General features: G+C 72.8%; 26 protein-coding genes and 6 tRNA genes. 11 read left to right on the top strand and 21 right to left on the bottom strand.

Going from position 1 to position 25,819, the window contains the following annotated elements:
- Positions 1-170: 170 nt before the first annotated feature.
- The 3 genes from ACWC2T_RS06555 to ACWC2T_RS06545 form a co-directional block, all read right to left on the bottom strand.
- Entirely contained in the window at positions 171-470 is a 300-nt protein-coding gene (locus tag ACWC2T_RS06555; RefSeq protein ID WP_450669329.1) for a hypothetical protein, read from the bottom strand.
- A 294-nt stretch (positions 471-764) separates the two neighbouring features.
- A tRNA-Val gene (locus tag ACWC2T_RS06550) sits at positions 765-836 on the bottom strand.
- Positions 837-920: 84 nt separating this feature from the next.
- Positions 921-1,397: a TIGR02611 family protein gene (locus ACWC2T_RS06545; protein ID WP_450669328.1), complete on the bottom strand. Its 477-nt coding sequence runs from the start codon at positions 1,395-1,397 to the stop codon at positions 921-923.
- Positions 1,398-1,588: 191 nt separating this feature from the next.
- Between ACWC2T_RS06545 and ACWC2T_RS06540 the strand changes: the two genes are divergently transcribed.
- Both ACWC2T_RS06540 and ACWC2T_RS06535 read left to right on the top strand, forming a co-directional pair.
- Positions 1,589-2,002 (top strand): SsgA family sporulation/cell division regulator, encoded by a 414-nt coding sequence (locus ACWC2T_RS06540; protein ID WP_004002642.1) that lies wholly within the window; start codon positions 1,589-1,591, stop codon positions 2,000-2,002.
- A 303-nt stretch (positions 2,003-2,305) separates the two neighbouring features.
- On the top strand, positions 2,306-2,866 hold the full coding sequence (locus ACWC2T_RS06535; protein WP_450669327.1) for a CGNR zinc finger domain-containing protein: 561 nt from the start codon (positions 2,306-2,308) through the stop codon (positions 2,864-2,866).
- A 149-nt stretch (positions 2,867-3,015) separates the two neighbouring features.
- Here the strand turns inward: ACWC2T_RS06535 and ACWC2T_RS06530 are convergent, their stop codons facing one another.
- Positions 3,016-3,168 carry a hypothetical protein gene (locus ACWC2T_RS06530; protein ID WP_165289388.1) on the bottom strand — a complete coding sequence of 51 codons (153 nt, stop codon included), beginning with the start codon at positions 3,166-3,168 and terminating at the stop codon, positions 3,016-3,018.
- A gap of 177 nt (positions 3,169-3,345) precedes the next feature.
- Complete coding sequence (locus tag ACWC2T_RS06525; RefSeq protein WP_450669326.1) at positions 3,346-3,786, bottom strand: hypothetical protein; 441 nt, start codon at positions 3,784-3,786, stop codon at positions 3,346-3,348.
- A 238-nt stretch (positions 3,787-4,024) separates the two neighbouring features.
- On the opposite strand from ACWC2T_RS06525, the gene ACWC2T_RS06520 reads away from it, so the two are divergent.
- Positions 4,025-4,549 carry a DsbA family protein gene (locus tag ACWC2T_RS06520; RefSeq protein WP_450669325.1) on the top strand — a complete coding sequence of 175 codons (525 nt, stop codon included), beginning with the start codon at positions 4,025-4,027 and terminating at the stop codon, positions 4,547-4,549.
- Positions 4,550-4,562: 13 nt separating this feature from the next.
- On the opposite strand, the gene ACWC2T_RS06515 is transcribed toward ACWC2T_RS06520, so the two are convergent.
- The 3 genes from ACWC2T_RS06515 to ACWC2T_RS06505 all read right to left on the bottom strand — a co-directional run bounded on the left by ACWC2T_RS06515 (position 4,563) and on the right by ACWC2T_RS06505 (position 7,333).
- A complete protein-coding gene (locus ACWC2T_RS06515) occupies positions 4,563-5,387 on the bottom strand; it encodes a GNAT family N-acetyltransferase (protein ID WP_450669324.1) in 825 nt (274 codons plus the stop codon).
- A gap of 72 nt (positions 5,388-5,459) precedes the next feature.
- Positions 5,460-6,281, bottom strand: a complete 822-nt coding sequence (locus tag ACWC2T_RS06510; RefSeq protein ID WP_450669323.1) for an aminotransferase class IV — start codon at positions 6,279-6,281, stop codon at positions 5,460-5,462.
- Positions 6,278-7,333: a chorismate-binding protein gene (locus ACWC2T_RS06505; RefSeq protein WP_450669322.1), complete on the bottom strand. Its 1,056-nt coding sequence runs from the start codon at positions 7,331-7,333 to the stop codon at positions 6,278-6,280. Before ACWC2T_RS06505 ends, ACWC2T_RS06510 begins: the two co-directional genes overlap by 4 nt.
- Before the next feature lie 178 nt (positions 7,334-7,511).
- On the opposite strand from ACWC2T_RS06505, the gene ACWC2T_RS06500 reads away from it, so the two are divergent.
- The 5 genes from ACWC2T_RS06500 to ACWC2T_RS06480 all read left to right on the top strand — a co-directional run bounded on the left by ACWC2T_RS06500 (position 7,512) and on the right by ACWC2T_RS06480 (position 7,986).
- Positions 7,512-7,584 (top strand) — tRNA-Gly (locus tag ACWC2T_RS06500).
- A 35-nt stretch (positions 7,585-7,619) separates the two neighbouring features.
- Positions 7,620-7,693, top strand: a tRNA-Cys gene (locus tag ACWC2T_RS06495).
- A gap of 1 nt (position 7,694) precedes the next feature.
- Positions 7,695-7,766 (top strand) — tRNA-Val (locus ACWC2T_RS06490).
- A gap of 47 nt (positions 7,767-7,813) precedes the next feature.
- A tRNA-Val gene (locus ACWC2T_RS06485) sits at positions 7,814-7,885 on the top strand.
- A 29-nt stretch (positions 7,886-7,914) separates the two neighbouring features.
- Positions 7,915-7,986, top strand: a tRNA-Val gene (locus ACWC2T_RS06480).
- A 47-nt stretch (positions 7,987-8,033) separates the two neighbouring features.
- Here the strand turns inward: ACWC2T_RS06480 and ACWC2T_RS06475 are convergent.
- The 3 genes from ACWC2T_RS06475 to ACWC2T_RS06465 all read right to left on the bottom strand — a co-directional run bounded on the left by ACWC2T_RS06475 (position 8,034) and on the right by ACWC2T_RS06465 (position 9,845).
- Entirely contained in the window at positions 8,034-8,324 is a 291-nt protein-coding gene (locus ACWC2T_RS06475) for a TFIIB-type zinc ribbon-containing protein (protein WP_351211691.1), read from the bottom strand.
- Positions 8,325-8,404: 80 nt separating this feature from the next.
- Positions 8,405-9,370 carry a phosphotransferase family protein gene (locus tag ACWC2T_RS06470; RefSeq protein WP_450669321.1) on the bottom strand — a complete coding sequence of 322 codons (966 nt, stop codon included), beginning with the start codon at positions 9,368-9,370 and terminating at the stop codon, positions 8,405-8,407.
- A 298-nt stretch (positions 9,371-9,668) separates the two neighbouring features.
- Complete coding sequence (locus ACWC2T_RS06465) at positions 9,669-9,845, bottom strand: hypothetical protein (RefSeq protein WP_450669320.1); 177 nt, start codon at positions 9,843-9,845, stop codon at positions 9,669-9,671.
- A 602-nt stretch (positions 9,846-10,447) separates the two neighbouring features.
- Between ACWC2T_RS06465 and ACWC2T_RS06460 the strand changes: the two genes are divergently transcribed.
- Positions 10,448-11,860 carry a protein kinase domain-containing protein gene (locus ACWC2T_RS06460; RefSeq protein WP_450669319.1) on the top strand — a complete coding sequence of 471 codons (1,413 nt, stop codon included), beginning with the start codon at positions 10,448-10,450 and terminating at the stop codon, positions 11,858-11,860.
- 28 nt (positions 11,861-11,888) lie between these two features.
- Here the strand turns inward: ACWC2T_RS06460 and ACWC2T_RS06455 are convergent, their stop codons facing one another.
- The 9 genes from ACWC2T_RS06455 to ACWC2T_RS06415 all read right to left on the bottom strand — a co-directional run bounded on the left by ACWC2T_RS06455 (position 11,889) and on the right by ACWC2T_RS06415 (position 24,433).
- Positions 11,889-12,707 carry a TrmH family RNA methyltransferase gene (locus tag ACWC2T_RS06455; RefSeq protein ID WP_450669318.1) on the bottom strand — a complete coding sequence of 273 codons (819 nt, stop codon included), beginning with the start codon at positions 12,705-12,707 and terminating at the stop codon, positions 11,889-11,891.
- Between the two features lie 88 nt (positions 12,708-12,795).
- Positions 12,796-14,028 carry a uroporphyrinogen-III C-methyltransferase gene (gene cobA, locus ACWC2T_RS06450; protein ID WP_450669317.1) on the bottom strand — a complete coding sequence of 411 codons (1,233 nt, stop codon included), beginning with the start codon at positions 14,026-14,028 and terminating at the stop codon, positions 12,796-12,798.
- Between the two features lie 152 nt (positions 14,029-14,180).
- On the bottom strand, positions 14,181-18,290 hold the full coding sequence (cobT, locus tag ACWC2T_RS06445) for a nicotinate-nucleotide--dimethylbenzimidazole phosphoribosyltransferase (RefSeq protein WP_450669316.1): 4,110 nt from the start codon (positions 18,288-18,290) through the stop codon (positions 14,181-14,183).
- Between the two features lie 345 nt (positions 18,291-18,635).
- Positions 18,636-19,859 (bottom strand): precorrin-6y C5,15-methyltransferase (decarboxylating) subunit CbiE, encoded by a 1,224-nt coding sequence (gene cbiE, locus ACWC2T_RS06440; RefSeq protein ID WP_450669315.1) that lies wholly within the window; start codon positions 19,857-19,859, stop codon positions 18,636-18,638.
- A gap of 89 nt (positions 19,860-19,948) precedes the next feature.
- Positions 19,949-20,587 carry a GNAT family N-acetyltransferase gene (locus ACWC2T_RS06435; RefSeq protein ID WP_450669314.1) on the bottom strand — a complete coding sequence of 213 codons (639 nt, stop codon included), beginning with the start codon at positions 20,585-20,587 and terminating at the stop codon, positions 19,949-19,951.
- A gap of 158 nt (positions 20,588-20,745) precedes the next feature.
- Positions 20,746-21,576 carry a MetQ/NlpA family ABC transporter substrate-binding protein gene (locus ACWC2T_RS06430; protein WP_450669313.1) on the bottom strand — a complete coding sequence of 277 codons (831 nt, stop codon included), beginning with the start codon at positions 21,574-21,576 and terminating at the stop codon, positions 20,746-20,748.
- A 72-nt stretch (positions 21,577-21,648) separates the two neighbouring features.
- On the bottom strand, positions 21,649-22,386 hold the full coding sequence (locus ACWC2T_RS06425; protein WP_450669312.1) for a methionine ABC transporter permease: 738 nt from the start codon (positions 22,384-22,386) through the stop codon (positions 21,649-21,651).
- Entirely contained in the window at positions 22,383-23,426 is a 1,044-nt protein-coding gene (locus ACWC2T_RS06420; protein WP_450669311.1) for a methionine ABC transporter ATP-binding protein, read from the bottom strand. The genes ACWC2T_RS06425 and ACWC2T_RS06420 overlap by 4 nt, the downstream gene beginning before the upstream one ends.
- 356 nt (positions 23,427-23,782) lie before the next feature.
- Complete coding sequence (locus ACWC2T_RS06415; RefSeq protein ID WP_450669310.1) at positions 23,783-24,433, bottom strand: HAD family hydrolase; 651 nt, start codon at positions 24,431-24,433, stop codon at positions 23,783-23,785.
- A gap of 88 nt (positions 24,434-24,521) precedes the next feature.
- Here ACWC2T_RS06415 and ACWC2T_RS06410 point away from each other — a divergent pair, with 88 nt between their 5' ends.
- The gene (locus ACWC2T_RS06410; RefSeq protein WP_450669309.1) at positions 24,522-24,881 is read left to right on the top strand and encodes a hypothetical protein; all 360 of its coding nucleotides are present in this window, start codon (positions 24,522-24,524) and stop codon (positions 24,879-24,881) included.
- A 7-nt stretch (positions 24,882-24,888) separates the two neighbouring features.
- Positions 24,889-25,308, top strand: a complete 420-nt coding sequence (locus tag ACWC2T_RS06405; protein ID WP_450669355.1) for a hypothetical protein — start codon at positions 24,889-24,891, stop codon at positions 25,306-25,308.
- Here ACWC2T_RS06405 and ACWC2T_RS06400 read toward each other — a convergent pair.
- Positions 25,298-25,795: a GNAT family N-acetyltransferase gene (locus tag ACWC2T_RS06400; protein ID WP_450669354.1), complete on the bottom strand. Its 498-nt coding sequence runs from the start codon at positions 25,793-25,795 to the stop codon at positions 25,298-25,300. The genes ACWC2T_RS06405 and ACWC2T_RS06400 overlap by 11 nt on opposite strands.
- Positions 25,796-25,819: the final 24 nt, after the last annotated feature.

Raw genomic sequence — 25,819 nt, 5'->3', positions numbered from 1 at the left:
TTCAAGTAAGCGCTTGCTGGCACAGGCAACGGAGGGGCTCGGGGTGCGTCAATGAGTCGGACAGGATTTTCTTGCGGGCGGGGCGGGCCCGGAGCCGACCCGTCGGCCGTTCGCGCAGGTGAGCGGGGTGCGGCCGACGGACCGAACGGGACGGATACGGTGAGCGGGAGTCAGCCGGGCGGGGCGGCGAGCCGAGCCAGTCCGGCAGCCACGCCGGTTCGCGCCAGGCCCTGCACGTTCAGGGTCTCCGCGAAGAATGCCTGGTTCTCGCTCGTCAGCTTGCGGGACCGCTGGTGAGGCACGTTGCGGCACGCACCCGCGACAGCGGGGGGCCGCAGCCGCAGGTGCTTGGGGACGGCGATGCGCGAGCCGTCGGTGAGGACCGCGCAGCGGGTCAGGGCCAGGTCGATGGCCTGGGCCTGGTCCCCGTCCACGGACGGAAGGGCGTGCGGCGCGGGGGCGGTCTCCACGACGAAGACGACCTGGTACCGGTCGGACCAGTCCTTGATCAGCGCACCGACGACGGTGCGGACGGCGGACCGCAGTCCACTTCACCCGTACGTCTTCACCCGCACGTCGACGATCTTCGGCGGCCTCGGCCGTCTGCTGGAGATTCTGCGCACCGAGTCCGCACGAGACGCCGCATCGCCGCGGCCTGTTGGGCGGAAGACCTGCTGCCGGCTCGCTGATGGGTGCGGGGACGCATCCACCGCACACACGCCGACGGCCCACCTGCTGTCTCGCAGGTGGGCCGTCGGTCCGGGTGGGCGATACTGGGTTCGAACCAGTGACCTCTTCGGTGTGAACGAAGCGCTCTCCCACTGAGCTAATCGCCCGGGCGCAGGAAGAACATTACCCCATGTCAGGGGGTGCCTCCGACCACAGGCCGGCGCGACCGGCGACCGGGTGGCGGGGCCGGGTCACTGATCCCTGATCTTCCACGGCATGACGAGGCCGAAATTCCCCACGTAGATCCCGACCAGCACAACCACGATCACCAGCCCGATCACGGTCAGTGCGATGTTGCGGCGGCGCACCTTGGGGTCGAGGGCCCGCTGGGCGGCCTCGGTGACCTTGCGCTTCGTCCAGCGGAGCACCAACTGCGCCCAGACGAACTCGGTCGCCCAGATCGCCATGCCGCCGAAGATCACCACCCAGCCGGGTCCCGGCAGCGGCAGCATGATGATTCCGGCGACGACGACCGCGAGGCCGACCACGAAGACGCCGACCTGCCAGCTCAGGTGCAGCAGCCGACGTGCCCTGACGAATGCCGGCGCCCGGGACCCGAGCCCGTCACCGGTCCCGCGCACGGTGCTCTGCCCTGGTTCGTGCCGGTCCGTCCTCGCCCTGTCCGCCTCCATGACGACCTCGCCCGGCTCGTCACTCCCCGTATTCATCCAGACAAACCCTACCGGAGCGAATCCAGTCACCGGAATGGTCGTAGATCTCGTACGAGTTCTCGGCCGGAAGAGTTACGTAAAGACACGCAAAACCCTCAGAGGGGTTTACAACGGCACCGTAGGTGGCATGTCGATTTCGCCGACGTGCGAATCCCCGAGCGCACACTGAGCGAAAGGCCCTGGCGCTTATGAACACCACGGTCAGCTGCGAGCTGCACCTGCGCCTCGTTGTGTCGAGCGAGTCCTCCCTGCCTGTCCCCGCAGGCCTGCGGTACGACACGGCCGACCCCTACGCCGTGCACGCCACCTTCCACACCGGAGCCGAGGAGACCGTCGAGTGGGTGTTCGCCCGCGACCTCCTCGCCGAGGGGCTCCACCGGCCCACCGGAACCGGCGACGTCCGTGTCTGGCCGTCGCGCAGCCACGGTCAGGGCGTCGTGTGCATCGCCCTCAGCTCCCCGGAGGGGGAGGCCCTGCTCGAGGCCCCGGCGCGGGCCCTGGAGTCCTTCCTGAAGCGAACCGACGCCGCCGTGCCCCCCGGCACGGAGCACCGGCACTTCGATCTGGATCAGGAGCTCTCGCACATCCTGGCGGAGAGCTAGGTCGCGGCCGAAAGCAGCCCGGCGCCGTCCACTCGGGGAGACGGCTCGGGCCTAGACAACCGCATACGGCACAGCCCGGCGCCGTCACCGTGAGCGATTCACGCGCGACGGCGCCGGTCTGTGCCCGAAGGTTCCGTCGTGGGCATGACGTGCACGCAGGGCCGCGGGCGGGAACCACCCCGGGCGCGGGGGCGTTCTACGGGCAGCGAGGTCGGGCGGAGGCCGGTGCGGTGGGCGGGGTTGTCGCTACCATCGGCCACCATCGGCGGGCGTCGGCCCGACCCTCAGGCCAGGGAGCGAAACGTGCTGATCACCCACGACACCCGGTGCGCCCTCGACACCGTGGTGGATCTGGTGAACACCGCGCCGGAGGACGACGCGGCGGCCGACGGACTGCCCGATGTCCCGGCGCTCGCGGATTTCGTACGAAACCACGAGATCAGTGATGTCGGTGTGCTGTCGGAGTTCGATCTCTCGGCGGTGCGCAGGGTCCGGGGGCGTTTCGCGGCGGTCTTCGCCGCGCCCGACGCCCGCTCCGCCGCCGGGCTGATCAACGAACTGGTCGCCGCGGCGGGCACCACCCCGCGCCTTACGGACCACGACGGCTACGACTGGCATGTGCACTACTTCGCCCCCGGCGCCTCCGTGGCCGACCATCTCGCCGCCGACTGCGGGATGGCCCTCGCGTTCTTCGTGGTGGCCGGGGAGCAGGAGCGGCTGCGGCGCTGCGAGGCACCGGACTGCCGGCGTGCCTTCGTCGACCTCTCCCGCAACCGCTCGCGCCGCTACTGCGACAGCCGCACCTGCGGCAACCGGCTGCACGTGGCCGCGTACCGGGCGCGCCGCAAGGAAGCGACGGGGTGATCGCCCGGGAGAGCGCCGCAGGCGTTGCTGCGGGTGCCGAGCGGGGGTGCGTTGCGGCTGGTCGCGCCCGTGTTGCCGGCCCACCGCCGTCGGCCGGAGTCTGGGCGACGTCGGTCCCGGCGGGTGGCGCCGGGACGGACGTGTACGGCTCACAGCAACAGCAGGTCGTGCAGCGCAGCCATGAGGAGCAGACACCCGATCACCGCAAGGAAGATCATCAGCGGTGGCTGGGATAGGGCGAAGAGGCACCCGCGCGGCTCGTCCTTCGGCGGCGCGGCCTCGCTCTGTCTCGTGTCCAGCATCTCGCCGCAGATCATGGCGCAGGAGAGGCCCCTTGCGCGATCAACACACTCGCGTGATGCGGGAGTTGCCGTATAACGCGCCGTACCGTCCGACTTGCTTCGGGTTGTGAACGCTTCCGGACGTCCGCGCGACGCTCTGTGTCGTTTCAGTCCGAGAGGGTTACATCAGGCACGACGTCATATGCCGTGCTTCTTGAGGATGGCCTCGATGTCGCTGAAGTCCTCGGTCGAGCCCTTGGCCTGCGGGGCGGCGGAGCCCGTCGCGGGGCGGATGCCCGGGCCCAGGGACGGCGCGGAGGCCCCCGGGGCCACGGCCGCGGACCGGTCGTCCCGGGCCGCCTTGCGCTCGGCGCGGGTGCCACCGCGCCGGCGTTCGACCGCCCGGGTGCCCGCGAACAGGAGCCAGGCCGCGCCCAGCACCCCGAAGCCCGCCCAGGCGGTGGGGCTGAAGGCGGTGTCGGCGAGCCAGCCGACGACCCCGGTCATCACCAGGCCGACCGGCACCAGTGAGTAGGCCGCGATGCGGGTCGCCGCGAGGAAACGCCTGCGGTAGGCCGTGACCACCGCGATGCCCAGGCCCGCCGCGGACACGGCGGAGCAGACGGTCTCGGCAATCATCCGGTCCTCCTGGCGGGCTCGGTCGGGTGGAAGGCGCGTCCGGCGGACGCGGCACACCGGCACGGCGCACCGCCTCCGTCCCCTCCATCCTGCCCCGACCCGTCCTCGCGATGCCACGCCCCCGGGCGGACATCGGGGACATCTCCGGGTCGTCTCCTACTGGAGTGCCGGTGCGGTGCCGTACGGTCCGTGCCGTCCCGATTGGGTCGCCCGCGTCCGGCCTGGAAGACTGGTCGGCATGAGCGACTCCTCCCCCGCACGCACCGATGCCCTGGTCCTCGACGTCTGGTGCGAACTGCAGTGCCCCGACTGCCGCACCGCCCTGGACGACGTCCGCGCCCTGCGGGCCCGCTACGGCGACCGGCTGGAGCTGCGGCTGCGGCACTTCCCGCTGGAGAAGCACAAGCACGCCTTCGCCGCCGCGCAGGCCGCCGAGGAGGCGCTGCAGCAGGGCAAGGGCTGGCCGTACGTGGAGGCCGTGCTGGGGCGGGTCGAGGAGCTGGACCGCAAGGGCGAGCCGTTCCTGGTCGAGGTGGCCCGTGAACTCGGCCTGGACGCCGAGGAGTTCGACACCGCGCTGATCGACGGGCGGCACATCCTGATCGTGGACGCCGACCAGGCCGAGGGCAAGGCGATCGGGGTGACCGGCACGCCGACGTACGTCATCGGCGGCGAACGCCTCGACGGCGGCAAGAGCCAGGAGGGGCTGCGGACGCGCATCGAGGAGATCGCCGACCGGCTGCTGGGCGAGCAGGGAGCCTGACCCTTCGGGACTCCTACAGCAGGGGCTTGGAGAGGGCGTGGGTCGTCGTCTCGTAGCCGAGTGACTCGTACAGCCGCTCGGCCGGGGCGTTGCCCGCGAACACATTGAGGCCGAGGACCGGCCGGCCGGCCTCGATCGCCTGGCGCTCGGCCAGCAGCATGAGCGTACGGCCGTGCCCCCGGCCGCGGTGGGCCGCGTCGGTCTCGACGTCGAACACGAACGCCTTGTCGTCCCGCAGGGCCACCCACAGCGTGCCCACCCGGGCCCCTTCGTGCTCCAGGACGCTGAAGACCATGCCGTCGGTCGCGAGACCGTGCGGCAGCAGTGTCTCGTGGTCGCGGCGGGCCTTGGCGCGGGCCGTGGCCTCGGGGATGCCACGCTCGATCCACATGCGTGCGTAGTGCTCGCTCTCGTACGCGTGCCACGCCTCGTACTCCGCCGCGGTCATGGGCCGCGCGCTGCTGCCCGGCGGCAGTGCGGGCGGGGTGGCCCCGAGGCGCTTCTCCATGCCGCGGTTGCGCAGCGTGTAGCCGAGGGCGCCGAACAGGCGCAGGGCTATGGCGGCCGAGGCGGGGACGAGGGTCTCGATCTGCGTGCAGCCCCAGCCGCGCGCCACCTCCTCGGCGGCGAGCGCGGCCACCGTGCCCCGGCCGCGCCGCCGGTCGGGCTCGGCGATCCGCAGGTCGATCACACGGGCCACCGAGTCGCCCAGCGACGGCGAGGTGCCGAGGTGGACCTCGCCGACGGGACGGCTGTTCACGCACACCTGGTAACGGCGGGACCGAGTACCGTCGGGGTGCTGCTGCAGCGGCTCGACCGGCCGCAGGGTCGTGGTCATCCCTGGTGTTCTACCCTCAGCCGACCACCGAGTCAGCCCGTTTTTCCGCGCCTCCGTCGGCCCGTCCCCGGCTCAGGGGTCCAGGTCCTGCCCTGCACGCTCGTCGAAGATCTGCATGGCCTTGGCGGTCACCGGGCCCGGGGTGCCGGACAGCTCGCGGTCGTCCACCCGGTGGACGGCCTGGATGTCGCGCAGGGTCGAGGTGAGGAAGACCTCGTCGGCGCGCTGCAGGACGTCCAGCGGCAGGTCGGTCTCCCTGGCGCCGGTCCACTCGACGGTCAGCGCGCGGGTGATGCCGGGGAGGCAGCCGGAGGCGACCGGCGGGGTGTGGATCTCGCCGTCGAGGACGACGAAGACGTTCGACCCGGTGCCCTCGCAGAGCTGCCCGACCGTGTTGCCGAACAGGGCCTCGGACGCGCCGTGTTCATGGGCGCGGGCGAGGGCGACGACGTTCTCGGCGTACGAGGTGGTCTTCAGGCCGGTGAGGGCGCCGCGCTCGTTGCGGGTCCACGGGACGGTGATCACGGCGGTGGAGTCCGGGCGGCGGGTGGTCTCGCCGACGGCGACCACGAGGGTCGGGCCGTGCTCGCCGCGGTCGGAGCCGAGCGGGCCGTGGCCGCCGGTGTAGGTGATCCGCAGCCGGCCGAGCGGCATCGGGTTCGCCTCCAGGACCGCCGCGCAGGCCTCGCGCACCTCGTCGTGGTCGGGGTCGGGCAGGCCGAGGCCCCGGGCCGAGCGGGTCAGCCGGTCCAGGTGCCGGGTGAGGGCGAACGGCCTGCCGTGGACCGCCTTCACCGTCTCGAAGATGCCGTCGCCGACGGTCAGCCCGTGGTCGAAGACGGAGACACGGGCGGACTCCAGGTCCCGCAGCCCGCCGTCCAGCCAGATCCTCATGCCAACACCCCTCCGCTTGCGTCGTACGCCCCCGACGCTACCGCGAGCAGCCGGGAGGCCTTCAGCTCGGTCTCCCGCCACTCCCCCTCGGGGTTCGAGCCCCAGGTGATGCCGGCGCCGGTGCCGAAGCGCAGCGTCCCGGTCGCCCGGTCGATCCAGAAGGTGCGGATGCCCACGGCCAGCTCGCCGGTGCCCCGGTCGGCGTCGACCCAGCCGATGCCGCCGCAGTACGGGCCGCGCGGCGCGGTCTCCAGGGCCCCGATGATCCGCAGGGCGCTCGACTTGGGCGCACCCGTCACCGAGCCGGGCGGGAACGCGGCGGCCAGCAGCTCCGGCCACCCCGCCCCGTCCCGCAGCTCGCCGCGCACCGTGGAGACCAGGTGGACCAGGCCCGGGTGCTTCTCCACCGCGCACAGATCGGGAACGCTCACGCTGCCGGTCGCGCAGACGCGCCCGATGTCGTTGCGGACCAGGTCCACGATCATCACGTTCTCCGCGTAGTCCTTCTCCAGCAGGTCCGCCTCGGTGCGCCCGGTGCCCTTGATCGGCCCCGACTCCACCACACGCCCGCACCGGCGCAGGAACAGCTCCGGCGAGGCGGTGGCGATCTCCACGCCGTGCTGCGGCAGCCGGATCGTCCCGGCGTACGGCGCCGGATTGCCCCGGGCCAGCAGGGCGGTCAGCGCGTCGACATCGGCCTCCGCGGCCACCGGCGCACCGAGCACCCGGCACAGGTTGGCCTGGTAGACCTCCCCGGCCGCGATGTGCTCCCGTATCCGGCGGACACCGGCCGTGTACGCGGCCCGGTCCAGGGACGAGGTCCACTCCCCCACCGCCGGGCCCCGCCAGCCACCCGGCACCGGCGCGGGCACCGGCTCCTCGCGCACGTCGGCGAAGCGGGCGCAGGTCAGCCGCCCCTCGAAGTCCGCGCACACGGCCCAGAAGCCCGCGGAGTCCAGGGCGGCCGGGTCACTGGTCACGTCGAGCAGGCCGGTGGCGACGCGGTCGCCGAAACGGGCCAGGGGAGGGAGGTTGGAAGGGTGGTGAAGCACGTGGTCGAGTCTAGGTCGGGTGTCCGACAGGTGGCCCTGGGATGTCCCGAAGCGGACTGTGACCACGGGGTCCGCCGGGGGCAGCGCAGCACGCTGCGCAAACGCGTTTTTGTACTGGCCCGGGAATCCGCTAGAGTTCAACACGTCGCCGGGACGCGGAAGCGGTCCGAAACGACAGGCGGACGTAGCTCAGTTGGTAGAGCGCAACCTTGCCAAGGTTGAGGTCGCGAGTTCGAGCCTCGTCGTCCGCTCGAAGGAAGGGGTCCTCCCGACCCCCTACACTCCTGGTGGAGTGGCCGAGAGGCGAGGCAACGGCCTGCAAAGCCGTCTACACGGGTTCAAATCCCGTCTCCACCTCCAAGGACGATTAGCTCAGCGGGAGAGCGCTTCCCTGACACGGAAGAGGTCACTGGTTCAATCCCAGTATCGTCCACTGGATCTTCTCGCAGGATCCATGGATCTTTTCGAAGATCCCCACCCGCGCGATTAGCTCAGCGGGAGAGCGCTTCCCTGACACGGAAGAGGTCACTGGTTCAATCCCAGTATCGCGCACTGCCTGTGACCCCCGGGTCACGGCCTGCGGACGATTAGCTCAGCGGGAGAGCGCTTCCCTGACACGGAAGAGGTCACTGGTTCAATCCCAGTATCGTCCACACACCAGGAAGCCCCCGGTCGCGCGACCGGGGGCTTCTCCGTGTCCTCAGCTGGAGAAGAGCATGTGCGCCCAGCTCTTGTGGTGGCCGTGATGGTCGTAGTGTCCGTGGCCGCCGTGGTGACCGCCGTGGTGCCCTCCGTGCGGGGCGCCCCAGGCGGGCGCGGGCGGCGCCGGGTAGGCCTGCGGGGCGGGCTGGGACCACTGGGCCTCCAGCTGGGTCAGGGCCTCCAGCTCGCCGTAGTCGAGGAAGATGCCGCGGCAACCGCTGCACTGCTCGATCTGGACGCCGCTGCGGTTGTAGGTGTGCATCGGCGCGTGGCACTTCGGACAATGCATGGTCGGCTCAACTCCTCGCCGGTCGGTCCCGCTTCGTGTTCTCCCAGGACAGACTCCGTCCGGCCCCGGTCGGTTGCAGCCTAGTACGGGGCTTCGGGCGCCAACTGGTGTGGAATCGGGGCCATTCGGGCACATGCGTCGACGACCGCCTGTTCCGCCTCGTCCAGCGGCCGGCCGCCCGCGAGGGCCTTGGCGACGGCGAGGGCGGCCGTCTGCACGGTCAGCGCGCGGGCGGGGACGTCCAGGGCGGGCCAGGGGTCCCCGGCGGCGGGCACGGCCGGGCCGCCGGCCCGCTGGTACGCACCGAGGAAGCGGGTCCACTCGTCGGGCGGGAGGAGTCCGCAGGCGTACCAGGCGGCCGGACGGGCGAGGTCCCAGGCCGGGACGCCGTTGCCCAGGTCGTCGACGTCGATCAGGAGCCACGGGCCGTCCGGTGCCGGATGGCGGACGAGCTGGCCGAGGTGCAGGTCGCCGTGGCAGAGGGCGGGGGTGCCGGGCATGGGGGCCTCGGCGCGGGCCCAGGCGGGGAGCGCACCCCAGGCGGCGAGTACCGGGCCGGCCGCCGGATGGGGCCCGGCTGCGGAGCGCAGGGCCGAGTGCAGCCGGGCGACCGCGCGGGCGGCCTTGACCGGGCCGCGCATCGGGGGCAGGCCGTCGGGTGGGGGCGTGCGGTGCAGACGGGCGAGGAGGGCGCCGGTGGCCTCCCAGGGCGCCGCGTCCGGGGCGCCGGGGTCCACGGGAGCGCCGTACGGCCAGAAGGTCACCAGGCGGTCCAGCACGGGGGTGGGGGCCGGGGAGAGCGGGGCCAGGAACACGTCCGGGAGGCGGGCGGCCAGGCCGAGGCGCCGGGTCAGCTCGGCGGGGTCGGTCCGGGGCACGTGGGCCTTGGCCACGGCGTCGGCGTGCCGTACGACGGTGGCGTCTGGGCGGTCGGCGAGGGGGGTGCTGCCGCAGGCGCAGGGGGCTCCGCCGGTGCGGTGCGGGTGGGCGACGGCTGTGACCTCCGCGGTGAGCGCGGGTATGAGGGCGGGGGTGTCTGCGGTCAACGGTGCCTCGGGACGGTGGGCTGCGCTGGTGAGGGTACTGGTGCCGCCGGGGGGCGGGGTCGGTTTCCCGCGCCGGCAGGATGCCGCGGGTCGTACGGCTGCCGCTGCCAGGCATCCGCACCCGACAATGCACCGCACCCCCACGGTGAGACCCCGCTTCGGCGGCCCGAAACGGCCCATGCCGGCGCAGCTCCCCAGCTGCGCCGGCATTTGTGCCGTCCGCCGCACCCCCGTCCCCACGGGGTTTCCTGGATGGATGTCCCCGCCCGGACCGCTCTTCCGGGCCTGGGGTCGCCGCTCAGCGCCCCAGCATCGCACCCACGGACGACGCCTGTGTGGCCACCGTGTCCCAGCCGTCGAAGACGAGCAGGAGCAGGGCCGCCAGGGGAAGGGCCATGAGCGTCGCCACCAGGGGGTGGCGGCGGCCCGTGCGGCGCGGTGCGAATGCCGGGCGCCGCGGTGCCGTGTGGGCCATGGTCCCTCTCCTGACCGTGTCGGTTGTCATCGGCAGCGGCGGGTGTCTGACCTCGGGGGACGAGTGCTGCACCCGCCGCTTGACCTCAAATCTAGGCGCGGGGCGGCTGCCGGGCGTCATGCCTTCGTACCGATTGCCGGGCCTCCCCGAGGATGAGCGGCGACTCAGGACGTACTCCCCTGGGTGGAGACGCCGGTCGGGGTCTCGGGGTCTTCCCGGAAGGGGCGCCCGCTGTGTCCGGTCATTTCCGAAGCGTCCGACGGTCACGAGGAGTGACTTCGATCACTCCGGACGGGTGGGGGAGATGCGTCGTGCCCGGTGCACGGCCCGTTCCGCGCACCGGTCCGCGGCCGTTCCCCGGCGGGTGCCGGACGGCTGCCCGGACCGGTATCACCTGCCCTCTTGTGACCTCAACACCGGGATTATGACGACGGGTTGGTGGTGACGACGGCTCAAGGCCCCCGTGCCGGTCCGCTTCCTGACCGTGTTTCATGCCGTACGGGCGGTCGGCGCAATCCGTCCGGCCCGGAGGGCGCGGCCTCTGCGCGCAGGCGGCCGTGGAAACGTAAGCTGTGCCACGTCACAGGGACCGGGCAGCGGGGATGAACATGGCGATGATGCGCCTGAGGCGCGAGGACCCGCGCGTCGTCGGCTCGTTCAGGCTTCACCGACGGCTCGGCGCGGGCGGGATGGGCGTGGTCTACCTCGGCTCCGACAAGAAGGGGCAGCGGGTCGCGCTGAAGGTGATCCGGCCCGATCTCGCGGAGGACCAGGAGTTCCGGTCGCGGTTCGCCCGTGAGGTCTCGGCGGCCCGGCGGATCAGGGGCGGCTGCACGGCCCGGCTGGTCGCCGCGGACCTGGAGGCCGAGCGGCCCTGGTTCGCCACGCAGTACGTGCCCGGCCCCTCCCTGCACGACAAGGTCGCCGACGAGGGCCCGCTGAGCGCGGCCGACACCGCGGCGGTCGGCGCGGCGCTCTCCGAGGGCCTGGTCGCGGTGCACGAGGCCGGGGTGGTCCACCGGGACCTGAAGCCCTCCAACATCCTGCTGTCCCCCAAGGGGCCGCGGATCATCGACTTCGGCATCGCCTGGGCCACCGGCGCCTCCACGCTCACCCACGTCGGCACGGCGGTCGGCTCCCCCGGCTTCCTCGCGCCCGAGCAGGTGCGCGGTGCGGCCGTCACCCCGGCGACGGACGTCTTCTCCCTGGGCGCGACCCTCGCCTACGCCTCCACCGGCGACTCGCCCTTCGGGCACGGCAGTTCCGAGGTGATGCTGTACCGGGTGGTGCACGAGGAGCCGCAGCTGTACGGCGTTCCGGACGCGCTCGCCCCGCTGGTGCGGGCCTGCCTGGCGAAGGACCCCGAGGACCGGCCCAGCACGCTGCAGCTGTCGCTGCGGCTCAAGGAGATCGCGGCCCGCGAGGCGCAGGGCCTGGGCGACGTACGGCCGCCGGCGCCCCGCGCCGCGGAGGCGGACCGGCCCACCGGGCGGCTCGTCGAGACCTATCCCGAGCAGCAACGCACCCAGCGGCGCACCGCCCCCGGCACTCCGGTGCCGCGCGGCGGTGCGCCCGCCCGGGGCGGCGCGTCGGCGCGGGGCGGGGCGTCCGCTCGGACCGGCAGCGGCCCGCGCGGCAACGGTGCGGGTGCCCCGGCACGGCCGGGTTCGGCGCGCCCGACCCCGCCGCCGCGCGGTGACCGGCGCTCGGGCAACGGGACCCGTCCGGCCCAGCGCAACGGCTCCGGGCGGCCGGTGCAGCGTACGACCGGCACCGGACTGCGGCCGGCCAATCCCCGGCTGCTGCGCCAGCGGCTGTTCGTGTTCGTCGTGGTGACGCTGCTGGTGGCGCTGGGCATCGCGGTGGCCCAGGGCTGCCAGGGTCCGGCCCGCGGCCTCGGCGGCGACGGCGGCCTGCGCCGGCCCCACGCGCAGTCGAGCCGCCCGGCGGCGGACGCCGGCCGGCCGATGGCCGACCGGTACGGGTCGGTGCCGGGCCAGGACGTCCGGGGGTGACCGGCGGTCGGGAAGCCGGCCGGAGGGGTCAGGCCTGCGGGCGGCCGGTGGTCACCGCGTAGAAGGCGACCGCCGCGGCCGCGCCCACATTGAGCGAGTCGACGCCGTGGGACATCGGGATGCGCACCCATTCGTCGGCGGCGACCAGGGCCTGGGTGGACAGCCCGTCGCCCTCGGCGCCGAGCATCAGGGCCACCCGGTCCATCCGGTGCGGGGCGGCGTCGTCCAGACTGCGGGCCTTGTCGTCCGGGGTGAGCGCGAGCAGGGTGAAGCCGGCCTCGCGGACCGAGTCCAGGCCCTTCGGCCAGGTCTCCAGGCGGGCGTACGGCACCGAGAACACCGCGCCCATGGAGACCTTGACGCTCCGGCGGTACAGCGGGTCGGCGCAGTCGGGCGACAGCAGGACCGCGTCCATGCCGAGGGCGGCGGCCGAGCGGAAGATCGCGCCGATGTTGGTGTGGTCGTTGACCGACTCCATGACCACGACCCGGCGTGCGGAGCGCAGCAGTTCGCCGGCCGTGGGCAGCGGCTTGCGCTGCATGGAGGCGAGCGCGCCGCGGTGCACGTGGTAGCCGGTGACCTGCTCGGCGAGCTCGGGGCTCACGGCGTAGACCGGGGCGGGGAGTTCGTCGATGACGTCGCGCATGACGTCGATCCACTTGGCCGAGAGCAGCATGGAGCGCATCTCGTAGCCCGCTTCCTTGGCCCTGCGGATGACTTTCTCGCCCTCGGCGATGAACAGGCCCTCGGCGGGCTCGCGCTTGCGGCGCAGCTCGACGTCGGTCAGGCCTGTGTAGTCGGAGAGGCGCGAGTCGTCGGGATCCTCGACGGTGATGAGATCGGCCACAGGGTGATACTGCCTTGTCCTGGGTGTGCTGCCAACGGGTGGGAACGAGTAGGTTACCCCGGGTTACGCGTGATCAAGCGGTGAATGATCAGGCGCCGGGCTGCGGGCCGACGGTCACGACCGGGCCGATGACGATGACCGCCGGGGGCTTCACTTCCTCGGTCCGTACCGTCTCGGCGACCGTGGCGAGGGTGGCGTCGACGCGCCGCTGCGCGGCCGTCGTGCCCTCCTGCACCAGCGCGACCGGGGTGCCCGGGGACTTGCCGTGCGCGACGAGCGTCTCGGCGATCTTCCCGATCTTGTCGACGCCCATCAGGATCACGAGCGTGCCGGTGAGCTTCGCCAGCGACGGCCAGTCGACCAGCGAGCGCTCGTCGTCCGGGGCGACATGGCCGCTGACGACCGTGAACTCGTGCGCGACGCCCCGGTGGGTGACCGGGATGCCGGCCGCCCCCGGCACCGAGATCGAGCTCGAGATGCCGGGGACCACGGTGCAGGGGATGCCGGCCTCGGCGAGCGCCTGGATCTCCTCCATGCCCCGGCCGAACACGAACGGGTCGCCGCCCTTGAGCCGGACGACCGACTTGCCCTGCTTGGCGTGCTCGATCAGCGCGTTGTTGATGGCCTCCTGGGCCATGAACCGGCCGTACGGGATCTTCGCCGCGTCGATCACCTCGACGTGCGGCGGCAGTTCGGCGAGCAGGTCGCGCGGGCCGAGCCGGTCGGCGATGACGACGTCCGCCTCGGCGAGCAGCCGGCGGCCGCGGACCGTGATCAGGTCGGGGTCGCCGGGGCCCCCGCCGACCAGGGCGACGCCGGGGGTGCGGGTGCGGTGATGGGGTGCGACGAGGGTGCCGTCCCGCAGGCCCTCGACGACCGCGTCCCGGATGGCGGCGGTGTGCCGGGGGTCGCGGCCGCGTACGTCCGTGGTCAGTACGGCGACGGTGACGCCCTCGCTGTGACCGGTCGCCGGGGTCCACGCGGTCGCCTGGTCGGCGTCGTCCGAGCGCACGCACCAGACCCGGTGGCGCTCCGCCTCGGCGGAGGCGGCCGCGTTGGTCCCGGGGTCGCTGGTGGCGATGAGGGCGTACCAGGCCTCGGCGAGGTCGCCGTCCTGGTAGGGGCGCCGGACCCAGGTGATCTCGCCCGCTTCCGCCATGGCCTCGACGGAGGGGGTCGCCTCGGGGGACACGACCACGACGTCCGCGCCCGCCGCGATGAGTGCCGGGAGGCGGCGCTGGACCACCGTGCCGGCGCCGAGGACGACCACGCGGCGGCCGGAGAGGCGGAGGCCTACGGGGTAGGCGGGGTGTTCGGCCATGAGGGACGGCTCCTCGTGCAGGGCGGTGCGGTGGGCGCGCTGCGGCTCCGGAGCGGCCCTGACGTGCGGATTTTAGCTGTGCACAGGGGTGCGGGCACGGGGTGGTCCGGCTGTTGGAACGCCGGACCACCCCTGCCGTGACCCCGTGACCTCTACTTCTCGGTGACCCCGGCCGAGTCGAACGTGGCCACCTCGTGCATCGCCCGGGCCGTGCTCTGCACCAACGGCAGCGCCAGCAGGGCACCCGTGCCCTCGCCCAGGCGCAGGTCGAGATCGACCAGCGGGCGCAGGCCGAGCTTGTTGAGGGCTGCCACGTGGCCGGGTTCGGCGCTGCGGTGGCCCGCGATGCAGGCCGCCAGCACCTCGGGGGCGATGGCGCGGGCGACCAGAGCCGCGGCGCCGGCGCTGACGCCGTCCAGGATGACCGGCGTACGCAGGGAGGCGCCGCCGAGGAGCAGGCCGACCATGGCCGCGTGCTCGAAGCCGCCAATCGCGGCGAGGACGCCGATCGGGTCGGCCGGGTCCGGCTGGTGGAGCTCCAGGGCGCGGCGGACGACCTCGGTCTTGCGGGCCAGCGTCTCATCGTTGATGCCCGTGCCGCGACCGGTGACCTCGGCCGGGTCGGCACCCGTGAAGACCGAGATGAGGGCGGCCGAAGCCGTGGTGTTGGCGATGCCCATCTCACCGGTGAGCAGCGCCTTGTTGCCGGCCGCCACCAGGTCGCGGGCGGTCTCGATGCCGACCTCGATGGCCGCCTTGGCCTCCTCGCGGGTCATCGCGGGGCCGGTGGTCATGTCGGACGTGCCGCCGCGGATCTTGCGGGGCAGCAGGCCGGGGGTGGCCGGGAGGTCGGCGGCGACACCGACGTCCACGACGCACACCTCGGCGCCGACCTGGCCCGCGAAGGCGTTGCAGACCGCCCCCCCGCCGAGGAAGTTGGCCACCATCTGGGCGGTGACCTCCTGCGGCCAGGGGGTGACGCCCTGGGCGTGCACGCCGTGGTCACCGGCGAAGATGGCGACGGCGGCGGGCTCCGGGATCGGCGGCGGGCACTGCCGGGACAGCCCGGACAGCTGCGCGGAGATGATCTCCAGCATGCCCAGCGCGCCGGCCGGCTTGGTCATGCGCTTCTGGCGCTCCCAGGCCTCCCCGAGGGCCTTGGCGTCGAGCGGGCGGATCTGGGCGACGGTCTCGGCAAGCAGGTCGTGGGGTTCCTCTCCGGGCAGGGCGCGGCGGCCGTACGTCTCCTCGTGCACCACCCAGGACAGGGGGCGTCGCTTGGACCAGCCGGCCTGCATCAGCTCGGGCTCGTCCGGGAACTCGTCGACATACCCGACGCACAGGTAGGCGATGACCTCCAGGTGCTCGGGCAGGCCGAGCGCGCGGACCATCTCGCGCTCGTCGAAGAAGCTGACCCAGCCGACGCCGAGGCCCTCGGCGCGGGCGGCGAGCCAGAGGTTCTCGACGGCGAGGGCGGCGGAGTACGGCGCCATCTGCGGCTGGGTGTGCCGGCCGAGGGTGTGCCGGCCACCGCGGGTGGGGTCGGCGGTGACGACGATGTTGACCGGGGTGTCGAGGATGGCCTCGATCTTCAGTTCCTTGAACTGCTTGGCCCGGCCCTTCGGCAGCGACTTGGCGTAGGCCTCACGCTGACGCATCGCCAGTTCGTGCATCGTGCGCCGGGTGTCGGCGGAGCGGATGACGACGAAGTCCCAGGGCTGCGAGTGGCCCACGGAGGGCGCCGTGTGGGCCGCCTCCAGGACGCGGAGCAGCACCTCGTGCGGGATGGGGTCGCCCCGGAAGCCGTTGCGGATGTCGCGGCGCTCGCGCATGACCTTCAGGACGGCCTCGCGTTCGGCGTCGTCGTAGCCGGGCGCGGCGGGGCCGGTGGACTGCGGTGCTTCCGCCACGTCGGCCGTGCTCTCTTCCTCCTGGTCGGCGGCCCTGGTCTGCAGGTCCTCCGCGTGCTGTACGACATCGGGGGCCGCCGCGGGCTCGGGCTCGGCCTCGCGGGGTGCCGGCACCATGGCCACCGGCTCCGGCGCGTCCTCGGTGGCGAGGACCAGGGGCTGCGGCGGGGTCGGCGCCAGGTGCGGGGTCGTGGGCACGTGGCCCTCGACCTGCACGAACTGCCCGATCGGCGGCTCCGGGTGCGCCGCCGGAGGAACACTGGACGCCAGCGGCTCGGCCTGCCCAGCGCTCTCCGGGTGCGCGGGGGCACCGTCGGCGGGGTCGGCCGGCATGGGCACGACCTCGGCGGCGGCCGGCGCCGGGGCGCCGTCGGCGATCGGCGCCTCGACGGCCTCGGCAGGCTGCGTCTGCGGGCCGGCGGGCGCGTCCAGGCCGTTCGCGGGGGCCGTCTCGGCGGCGGAGGCCTGAGCGACCGCGTGGACCGCGTCCTGCGCGACCGGCTCGGCCTGGGCCGGAGCCTGCTGCTGCGGTACGACGGCGGGCTGCACCGTGCCGGGCGCGGCCTCGGCGGTGACCGCGACGGGTTCCGCCACCTGGGGGCCCTGCGCGGGGTAGGGCTGCGGCTCGGGTGCGCCGGTGCCGTCGGCGGCGTCCGCTGCCGGTGCGGCGTCCTGTGCGGGGGTTTCCGTCCGGGCGGACTCCGCAGCCTCACCCGGAGTGCCGGGCTCGGGCACGGCCGCCGGCTCGGGCGCCGTGACGACTTCGGCGGCGGGTACTTGCTGGGCGGGGGCGTCGTGGGCGGCGGAGGCCGCGTCCTGGACAGCGGAGGGCTGACCGTCCACCATGCCGGGCTGACCCTGCACCGCGTCGGGGGCCTCCACCACTCCGGGGGCCTCCACCGCGCCGGGCTGACTTTCCATCATGTCAGGCTGACCCTCCGTCACGCCCGGCTGCGACTCCACGGCACCGGGCATGGTCGGGGCCGGATGTGCCGGTACGGCGGCCTCGCCCTGTACGGCGACGGGCTCCGCGGCAACCGTGTCCGCCTGCCCGGCATCGGCAACCGGCGCGCCCTCGCCCTGCTCCGCGGCCTCGCCGGTCTGAGCGGGGCTCAGAGGCTGAGCAGACGCGGACGGCACGGCGCCGTCGGCTGCCAGGGCGTCCTCCGGCATCCGACCGGGCACAGGCCCGCCCGGCACCGCCTGGACCTGGGCCGCATGAGCGGCAGCCGGATCGGCGGGGCTCACCGGCGCCGTCTCCGGCGCGTGGGCGGCGTCGGCCATCGGGGCAGCCCCAGCCGGGATGTCGGCATTGGCGTCGGCCACCACGGCAGCCTGCTCGGCGGCCGCCGCCTCGGCGACGAACACGCCAGCACCAGCGGCGCCCTCTGCGGCTCCAAGGGCGCCGTCCACGGCGGCCGTAGCCTCCACCGGCTGCGCACCGGGCATGCCCTGACCGGCCTCGCCGGAGAGCTGCTGGACACCCTCGGCGCCCTGACCGGGCACCGGCGACTGGGCACCCTCGGGGCCCTCGGCCACGGCGGGGTCGATCGCGCCCTCGGGCACCAGGCCCGCAGGAGCCGCGTACACGCCGTCGTGGCCGTGCACCGGCTGCACGCCGTCATGACCGTGGACCACCTGCACGGTGCCCGGTGCCGGTGCGGCCGCCTGGTTGGCGAGACGGGCGACGGCGGCCTGGGCGGCGCCGGACGGATCGGCCTGGGCGGCGACGTCGGCGGAGACGGGGGCCGGGTCAACCGTTTCGGCGGCCGGCGCCTGCGTGCCGACCTGGGCCACCACGGGGGCGGGCGCCGCACCCCAGGGGGCCGCGCTCGGCGGCGCCATGTCGCGCGGCGGCTGGGCGTCGAGATGCTCGGCGCCGGTCGCGGGCGGACCGGGCTGCCGTACCGGTACTCCGGCCGGGCCGCGGTCGGCGAGGGAGCGGACCGGGCTGGCGGAGGCGTCGGGGATCGGCGGGCCGAGGTGCAGCGGACGGCGCGGCGCCTGCGCGGCGGCCGGCTGCTCCTGCTGGGCCGGGAAGGCCGGCGACGGCGGCACGGGCGCCGGGGACGGATTCGGCAGGCGGACGCCACTGAGGTCGACGGAGCCGCTGTCGCGGCCGGCCGTCTCGTGCGGGCCCGGCTCGTGGACGGCCTCGACGACCGGTTCCGGAGCGGGTGGCGCAACCTCGTTGCCCCACGCCCCCTGGGCGCCCGGCAGCAGCAGCTCTTCGTCCTCGGCGGGTGCCTCGGCGAGGTAGGTGTACGCACCGTGCGCGGCAACGCCCGGCTGCTCCACCATGCCTGCGCTCTCCGGCTGCCCCTCGGCCGGGACCTGGCCGGTGTCGGTCATGCGTACCCCTCGCCCATCGGTTTAGTGCTCCTACGACCAGCTCACCCGGAACGGCGCACCGACCGCCCGTAGTGAAGAACGAGCGTCCGTGCCCAGCGGCACGAACGACCCGCCGGAAAAGGCGACAAAGCCATTCAGTGGCATTGTCCCGGCCGTCGCGCCGTCGCGACAGCATGATCCGCGACAGCCCGCTGTGGACTGCGCCACGTTGCGCGTCCTCCGGTTCCGCAGTACCACACCCACCCCAAAACGGGCGTGCTTTCCGGATATTGACGAACGAAGTTCCGGGCCGCCCGGTGTGGCACAACGATCGGCCAGCCTACCGCGCGCAGTACGACAACAGGATCACGGGGCGCGATCCGGCAGCACGCCGCTGAGCAGGAACGCGACACTCCGCTCGGTCTCGGTCCAGGCGCGGGTGTCGAGTTCGACGGACTGCACCAGCGCGCACTCGACCCGGTATCCGTGCTCGGTCAGGTCGCGCCCGACGAGTTCGGCCGCGTCGCGGGTCGCGGCGTGCGTGACGATGCGCTGCGGGCGCCGGTCGGCGACCGCGGAGACCACGGCCGCTCCCCCGCCGCCGACCCGGACGACGTCCGGTTCGGGCAGGTTCTCCAGGACGTGCGGGGCGGTGCCCTGGACCACGTGGAGCTGGACGCCGTACCGGCGCGCGGCCGCCTCGGTGCGGAGGCAGGCGCCCGGGTCCCGGTCGACGGCGATGACGGCCGCTCCGGCGCGCGCGGCCTCGGCGGCGAACGCGCCCGAGCCGCTGCCGATGTCCCAGACCAGGTCGCCGGCCCGGGGCCCGAGGCGGGCGAGTTGGGCGGCGCGCAGCAGCTCCCTCTCGCCCTCGCCGAGGCCGCCACCGGGTCCGTCGCCGTACGACGCGTCGGGCTGCACCCAGCCGCGCGGGCCGGCGCCCGGGTCGCGCCCGGCGATCCAGCCGCCGCTGTCACCGGCCGCCACGGGGCCGCCGATGACGATGACCACGTTGGGGTCGCGCCAGGTGTGGTCGGCGGCCTTTTCTGACGTGACGACGGTGACCTGCTCGCGTTCGGTGCCCAGTTCCTCGCAGATGACGAAGGTCCGGTGGACGCCCTCCAGCAGGAGTCCGAGTTCGGCGGGTCCGGCGCCGGGTGAGGTGAGGACGGCGACCTTGGTGTGGGCGCGGCAGACGTTCACGGCCCGGCGCAGGGTGCGCGGGTGGGCGACGACCACCTGGGCGTCGTCCCAGGGCATGCCGGCGCGGGCGAAGGCGGCGGCCACGGACGAGACGGCGGGGACCACCTCGACCTCGAGGCCGAACTCCGGGGCGCGCAGGGTGCGTACGACGCCGAAGAAGCCGGGGTCGCCGTCGGCGAGCACGACGGCGGTGCCGCGGTGGGCGGCGATCCGGCGGGCGGCGAGCGCGACGCTGCCCAGGCGGATGCGTTCGGCGGTGGGTGGCACCTCGGGCAGCGCCAGGTGGTGGGCCGCGCCCGCCACGAGCGTGGCGGCGCCGAGGGCGGCGCGTGCCGCGTCGGTCAGCGGCGAGCCGTCCCAGCCGATCACCGTGACCCGGTCGGCCATCGTCGTATCTCTCCAGGTCTTCGCAGCTCGTCAGGGGGATGGAGCCCGTGTGCGGGCTCCGTGAGGGTACCTGGTGAGGCGCGGAGGGATCAGTTCCAGTCCGAGTAGGACGTGAAACCGCCCGTGTCGGCCGGCTGCTCGCCGGCCCCGGCCAGGTCCTCCGGCAGCAGGCTCCAGACGATGACGTCGGTGCGGACATCCGCCCAGGTGCCCTCGCCGGTCCTGCTGCGGGCTATCCAGGCGCCGCGCAGGACGCCTTCGCTGATGCAGCCGATCTTCTGGGCGACCTGCTGGGAGGCGGTGTTGTCGGCGGCGGTGCGCAGCTCCAGGCGTTCGAACTTCTGGTCGTGGAACAGCCACTGCGCGGTCGCCAGGGCGGCCTCGGAGGCGTAGCCCTCGCCGCGGGCCCATGGCGCGATGACGTAGGCGATCTCCGTCGCACGCACCCGCCAGTTGGTGTTCTGCAGATGGACGATGCCGACGAGGCGCTGGGTGAGGAACTCGTCGACGGCGAACACGATGCCGCGGCCCTCGGTGCGTTCGGCCGGGGCGAGTTCGGTGATCCAGTGCCGGGCGTCGGCCTCGGTGTAGGGCTGGGGGACGGAGGTCCAGGTGGTGACCAGTTCGTCGTTCATCATCTCGGCGAAGGCCTCGATGTCGGACTCCTCGAAGGGGCGCAGCACCAACCGCTCCGTGCTGATGGAGACGTTGGGAAAGGTGCCAGTCATGCGCCGCTCCGTAACTTCGGAAAACCTTCAGGGCCTGCGAACTGCCCAGCATGCAGCATGAAACCACTGAACCGCACGACGGGGTCCACCCCGGGTGAGGGAGTGGACCCCGTGCGTCACGAAACGCCGTATACGTGCCGTCAGAGCTGCCGGGCGGTTCAGAAGGACGGGATGACCGAGCCCTGGTACTTGTCCTCGATGAACTTCTTGACCTCGGGCGAGACGAGGAGCTTGGCGAGCTTCTCGACCCGCGGGTCCTTCTCGTTGCCCTTCTTCACGGCGAGGAAGTTGGCGTACGGGTTGTTCTTGGCGGACTCCAGGACGATCGCGTCCTTGGCGGGCTTCAGACCGGCCGAGATGGCGTAGTTGCCGTTGACGACGGCGGCGTCCACGTCGTCCAGGGAACGCGGGGTCTGGGCCGCCTCGACCTCCTTGAACGTGAGGTTCTTGGGGTTCTTGGCGATGTCCTGCGGGGTGGCCTCGTTGCCGGCGCCGGGCTTGAGGGTGATGAGCCCGTTGGCGGCGAGCAGCTTCAGGGCACGGGCCTCGTTGACGGCGTCGTTCGGGACGGCGATGGTCGCACCGCTCTTCAGGGCGTCGGCCTTCTTGACCTTGTGGGAGTACAGGCCGAGCGGCTCCAGGTGCACCGTGACGACGGGCACGATGTGGGTGCCGCGCTTGGCGTTGAAGTCGTCCAGGTACGGCTGGTTCTGGAAGTAGTTGGCGTCCACCGAGCCGTCCTCGGTCGCCGTGTTCGGCGTGATGTAGTCCGTGAACTCCTTGACCTGAAGGTCGAGGCCCGCCTTCTTCGCCAGCTTGTCCTTGACGAAGTTCAGGATCTCGGCGTGCGGGGTCGGGCTCGCGGCGACGACGAGCGGGCCGCTGTAGTCGTGGGAGGCGGAGGAGCTGCCGGAGCCGCAGGCGGTCAGCCCGAAGGTGAGGGCTCCGGCGGCGAGGACGGCGGTGGTGAGCTTGGCGGTGTTACGCACGAAAAGTGCCTTTCCTTAAGGGTGGTGCGACCCCGTGTATGGGTAAACGGGGAGTCTCAAAAGCGCCGCGGCTTACGCGGCCTTGCTGACGTCGGCCGCGGCGGGCTCCTTGGCCTTGAGCAGGCGGAGCCTGGGCGCCGGGCCGGAGCGGCCGCCGCGGCGGTGCAGGGAGCGGGCCGCGAAGTCGCCGGCGGACTGGATCAGGGAGATGACGACGGCGAGGATCGCGACGATGATCCACATCAGCTCGGTCTCGAAGCGCTGGTAGCCGTAGCGGACGGCGAGGTCGCCGAGGCCGCCACCGCCGACCGTGCCGGCCATGGCGGAGTAGCCGATGAGCGCGATGACCGTGGTGGTGGTGGAGGCGATCAGCGAGGGCAGGGCTTCGGGGACGAGGACCTTGCGGACGATCGTCCAGGTGTTGCCGCCCATGGACTGGACGGCCTCGACGAGACCGTTGTCCACTTCGCGGACAGCCGTCTCGACCAGCCGGGCGAAGAACGGGATGCCGCCGATGGCGAGCGGCACGATCGCGGCGGTCGTACCGATCGTCGTCCCGGTGACCCAGCGCGTGAAGCTCATCAGGGCGACCATCAGGATGATGAACGGCATGGACCGGCCGATGTTCACGATCTGGCCGATCACCTTGTTGGCGAGGACGTTCTGCAGCAGGCCGCCCCGGTCCGTGAGGACGAGGAGGATACCGAGCGGGAGGCCGGCGGCGACGGCGATCAGGGTGGACCAGAACACCATCTGGAACGTCTCGGTACACGCCTGCGACAGCAGCGGCTGCATCTCCGACCAGGTCACTTGGCACCTTCCTTCACCAGCACGGACTTCTGGCCCTCCTGGCCCACCACGTCGATCTGCAGGCCCTGTTCGCGCAGGAACCCGATCGGCACCACGTTGTCCTCGTAGCGGCCGGGCAGTTCGATGCGCATCCGGCCGATCTGCAGGCCGCCGACGGTGTCGATGGCGGCGCCGAGGATCGAGATGTCGATGTTGTAGGTGCGCGCGAGCTGGGAGATGACCGGCTGGGTCGCGGCCTCGCCGTGGAAGGTGACGTCGATGACGGTCCGGTCGTCGCCCGTGCGCTCACCGCTCACCGGGAACAGCGCGGCGGCCAGCTCGGAGCCGGGGGTGGCCAGCAGCTCGCTGACGGTGCCGGACTCCACGATCCGGCCCTTCTCCATGAGGGCGGCGGAGTCGCAGACCGCCTTCACGACGTCCATCTCGTGGGTGATGAGCAGGACGGTCAGGCCCAGCTGCCGGTTCAGGTCGCGCAGCAGCTTCAGGATGGAGCGGGTGGTCTCGGGGTCGAGGGCGCTGGTGGCCTCGTCGGAGAGCAGCACCTTGGGGTCGCCGGCGAGGGCGCGGGCGATGCCGACGCGCTGCTTCTGTCCGCCGGAGAGCTGGGCCGGGTAGGCCCTGGCCTTGTCGGCGAGGCCGACCAGGTCGAGCAGCTCCAGCGCCTTGCGGGAGCGCTCCTTGCCGGACTTGCCGAGGATCTCCAGCGGCAGCTCGACGTTGTCCTGCACGGTCCGCGAGGAGAGCAGGTTGAAGTGCTGGAAGACCATGCCGATGCGGCTGCGCGCCCGGCGCAGCTCCTTGCCGGCGCGCGGGCCGCGGCCGGCGAGGGCGGTGAGGTCCTGCCCGGCGACGGTCACGGTGCCGGAGGTGGGACGCTCCAGCAGGTTGACGCAGCGGATGAGGGAGGACTTGCCGGCGCCGGACTGGCCGATGACGCCGTAGACCTCGCCTTCGCGGACGTGGAGATCGACGCCGTCGAGGGCGGTGACCTCACGGCCGCGGGAGCGGTAGACCTTGGTCAGGCCCGAGGTGGTGATCACAGGATTTCCGTCACTGTCGGTTGCGCGGGCGTGGGTGTGCCCGGGCACGTGTGCATGCGGTCAGGCATGAGGAGTGGATGTGCGTCTCGTACGGAGCGTGTCGTACGGATGCGGCGCACGGACATGCCACGGCTCTCGCTTCGGGGCGCGAGGCTCAGCTGATGCGGGGGCCCTCTGGAAGGCTCACATTCGGCACATCAGGCGACACATACAACGAGCACCGGGCGTCATGGTCGCCTCGGTCGCAAGGGTGCGGCAGCTCGTCGTGGTCATGCGATCAGTAAACCAGACCCACGGTCCTGACCGGCCGCCGCTGTCCGGATAGTGGACAGCGGCGGACAGTCCCGTCCCGGCACTCAGCGGCGGACGGAGATCTCCACGCCCCGGTCGGTGACCAGTGCGGACAAGGCAGACAGGTCCTCCACCACGAGGTCGGCGTCGAGTTCCTCCGCCCGGTGGGTTGTGGCCAACGCCACGGTGGTCATTCCGGCGGCGCGACCTGCCTGGAGTCCGGCCGGGGCGTCCTCGAAGACGACGCAGTGGGCGGGGTCGACGCCGAGTCGCCGGGCGGCGAGCAGGTAGGGCTCGGGGTCGGGCTTGCCGCGCGTGATGTCGTCGGCGGCGATCAGCGTCTTGGGCAGGATGCCGACGGCGTCCAGCCGGGCCTCGGCGAGCCGCCGGGTGGCGGAGGTGACGACGGCCCAGATGTCGGCGGGGAGCGAGTCGAGGAAGTCCTGCGTGCCGGGCAGCAGTCGCACACCTCCGCCGGGTACGTCGTCCACCTCCAGCTGCTCGACCCGGGCGACCGCCTCCGGCACCAGGTGGGCGGGCAGCAGGTCGGCGACTATCTCGGCGGCGGGCCGTCCGTGCAGTGCCACGCGGCCGAACTGCTCGGCGGTGATTCCGTACTCACGGGACCAGCGGGTCCAGCAGCGCTGGACGGAGTCGAGGGAGGAGACGAGGGTGCCGTCGTTGTCGAACAGGAGGGCGTGCGCGTGGATCGTCATGCCTGGACCCTACGATGTGGTCTAGACCCCATGGCCTTCGGGCGGGGTCGGCGGCCGGCGCCCGTTTCCGCCGTAATAAGGTCACCGCATGCTCAATGCCCTGACGCTGGTGACCGGGGTCGCCGCGCTGCTGCTCGCCGCCTGGTGCGGCTGGGCCGCCTACCGGGACCAGCCGACCAAGGACTGGCACTTCATCGGCATGGCCGTGGTGTCGGTGCTGGCCGTGGTCCAGCTGGTGGTCGGGATCGTGCAGCTGGCGCGGGGCGAGAAGCCGGCGCAGGGCACGACGATCTTCGTGGCGTATCTGCTGGGCGCGTTCGCGTGCGTTCCGGCGGCGGGGTTCATGTCCCTCGCCGAGCGGACCAAGTGGGGCTCGGTGACCGTCGCCGCGGGCGGTGTGGTGCTGGCCGTGCTGGAGGTGCGGCTCTATGACATCTGGGGAGGCTGAGGCCGAGATGACGGCGGTGGAGGAGAAGCCGGCCCGGTTGATCAGCGGGCCGGGCATGCTGCTCGTCTGGTTCTACGGCGTGATGGTGGTGGGCGCGGTGTCGCGTTCCGCGTACCAGATCAGCACGGAGTTCGACCGGGCGCCGCTCGCCTATGCGCTGTCCGCGGTGGCCGGTGTCGTGTACGGGTTCATCACGTACACGCTCATCCGGGGCGGGGAGACGGCCCGGCGGGCGGCGTTGGTGTGCTGCGCCGCCGAGCTCGCGGGTGTGCTGATCGTCGGTACGTGGACGTTGGCCGACCGCTCGGCGTTCCCGGACGCGACCGTGTGGTCGTACTACGGAGCCGGGTACATCTTCATCCCGGTGCTGCTGCCGGTCTCCGCCATGTACTGGTTGCGGAAGGCCCAGAGCGCCGTCACGCCGTAGCCGCGTACGTCCCCGCCTGCTTTTCGAGGACGATCAGCTCGACTCCGTCGGCACCCTTCGACCGGCCCACCGTCTCGTAGCCCGAGCGGCGGTACAGGCGGAGGCTGCCCTCGCTGCGGTGGCCGGTGAAGAGGCGGAAGCGGGTGGCGCCGCGCTCCTCGGCCAGCGCCGCCTCGGCCGCGCGCAGCAGCCGCGCCCCGATGCCGTGGCCCTGCAGGCGCGGGTGGACACAGAGCTTGCCGATGGCGGCGGCGCCATCCTCGGTGACCTTGCCGCGCACCGAGCCGACCACCTCCTCGCCGAGCCGGGCGACGAAGACGCAGTCGGAGGCGACCTCCTGGCGGACGGAGTCCAGGGTCTGGACGAGCGGGTCGATGCGGTAGTTGCCGTACAGCGCCGCCTCGCTCTGGAAGCACAGGTACTGGAGCCTGAAGATCTGCTCCGCGTCCTGCTCGGTCGCCACCGAGATGGTCACGCTCATGCCCATGTGCGCACGCCTCCCGCTCACCTG

This window comes from Streptomyces sp. NPDC001393 (assembly GCF_053597455.1).
The sequence above is the reverse complement of the archived record's forward strand: the minus strand, read 5'-3'. Positions and strand labels throughout refer to the sequence as shown.

Excerpts from the sequence above, each read along its gene's own strand:
- ACWC2T_RS06545 (WP_450669328.1), bottom strand. The coding sequence starts at position 1,397 with ATGAATACGGGGAGTGACGAGCCGGGCGAGGTCGTCATGGAGGCGGAC.
- ACWC2T_RS06540 (WP_004002642.1), top strand. The coding sequence starts at position 1,589 with ATGAACACCACGGTCAGCTGCGAGCTGCACCTGCGCCTCGTTGTGTCG.
- ACWC2T_RS06530 (WP_165289388.1), bottom strand. The coding sequence starts at position 3,168 with ATGCTGGACACGAGACAGAGCGAGGCCGCGCCGCCGAAGGACGAGCCG.
- ACWC2T_RS06525 (WP_450669326.1), bottom strand. The coding sequence starts at position 3,786 with ATGATTGCCGAGACCGTCTGCTCCGCCGTGTCCGCGGCGGGCCTGGGC.
- ACWC2T_RS06520 (WP_450669325.1), top strand. The coding sequence starts at position 4,025 with ATGAGCGACTCCTCCCCCGCACGCACCGATGCCCTGGTCCTCGACGTC.
- ACWC2T_RS06515 (WP_450669324.1), bottom strand. The coding sequence starts at position 5,387 with ATGACCACGACCCTGCGGCCGGTCGAGCCGCTGCAGCAGCACCCCGAC.
- ACWC2T_RS06510 (WP_450669323.1), bottom strand. The coding sequence starts at position 6,281 with ATGAGGATCTGGCTGGACGGCGGGCTGCGGGACCTGGAGTCCGCCCGT.
- ACWC2T_RS06475 (WP_351211691.1), bottom strand. The coding sequence starts at position 8,324 with ATGCATTGTCCGAAGTGCCACGCGCCGATGCACACCTACAACCGCAGC.
- ACWC2T_RS06465 (WP_450669320.1), bottom strand. The coding sequence starts at position 9,845 with ATGGCCCACACGGCACCGCGGCGCCCGGCATTCGCACCGCGCCGCACG.
- ACWC2T_RS06460 (WP_450669319.1), top strand. The coding sequence starts at position 10,448 with ATGAACATGGCGATGATGCGCCTGAGGCGCGAGGACCCGCGCGTCGTC.
- cobA (WP_450669317.1), bottom strand. The coding sequence starts at position 14,028 with ATGGCCGAACACCCCGCCTACCCCGTAGGCCTCCGCCTCTCCGGCCGC.
- cobT (WP_450669316.1), bottom strand. The coding sequence starts at position 18,290 with ATGACCGACACCGGCCAGGTCCCGGCCGAGGGGCAGCCGGAGAGCGCA.
- cbiE (WP_450669315.1), bottom strand. The coding sequence starts at position 19,859 with ATGGCCGACCGGGTCACGGTGATCGGCTGGGACGGCTCGCCGCTGACC.
- ACWC2T_RS06435 (WP_450669314.1), bottom strand. The coding sequence starts at position 20,587 with ATGACTGGCACCTTTCCCAACGTCTCCATCAGCACGGAGCGGTTGGTG.
- ACWC2T_RS06415 (WP_450669310.1), bottom strand. The coding sequence starts at position 24,433 with ATGACGATCCACGCGCACGCCCTCCTGTTCGACAACGACGGCACCCTC.
- ACWC2T_RS06410 (WP_450669309.1), top strand. The coding sequence starts at position 24,522 with ATGCTCAATGCCCTGACGCTGGTGACCGGGGTCGCCGCGCTGCTGCTC.
- ACWC2T_RS06405 (WP_450669355.1), top strand. The coding sequence starts at position 24,889 with ATGACGGCGGTGGAGGAGAAGCCGGCCCGGTTGATCAGCGGGCCGGGC.
- ACWC2T_RS06400 (WP_450669354.1), bottom strand. The coding sequence starts at position 25,795 with ATGGGCATGAGCGTGACCATCTCGGTGGCGACCGAGCAGGACGCGGAG.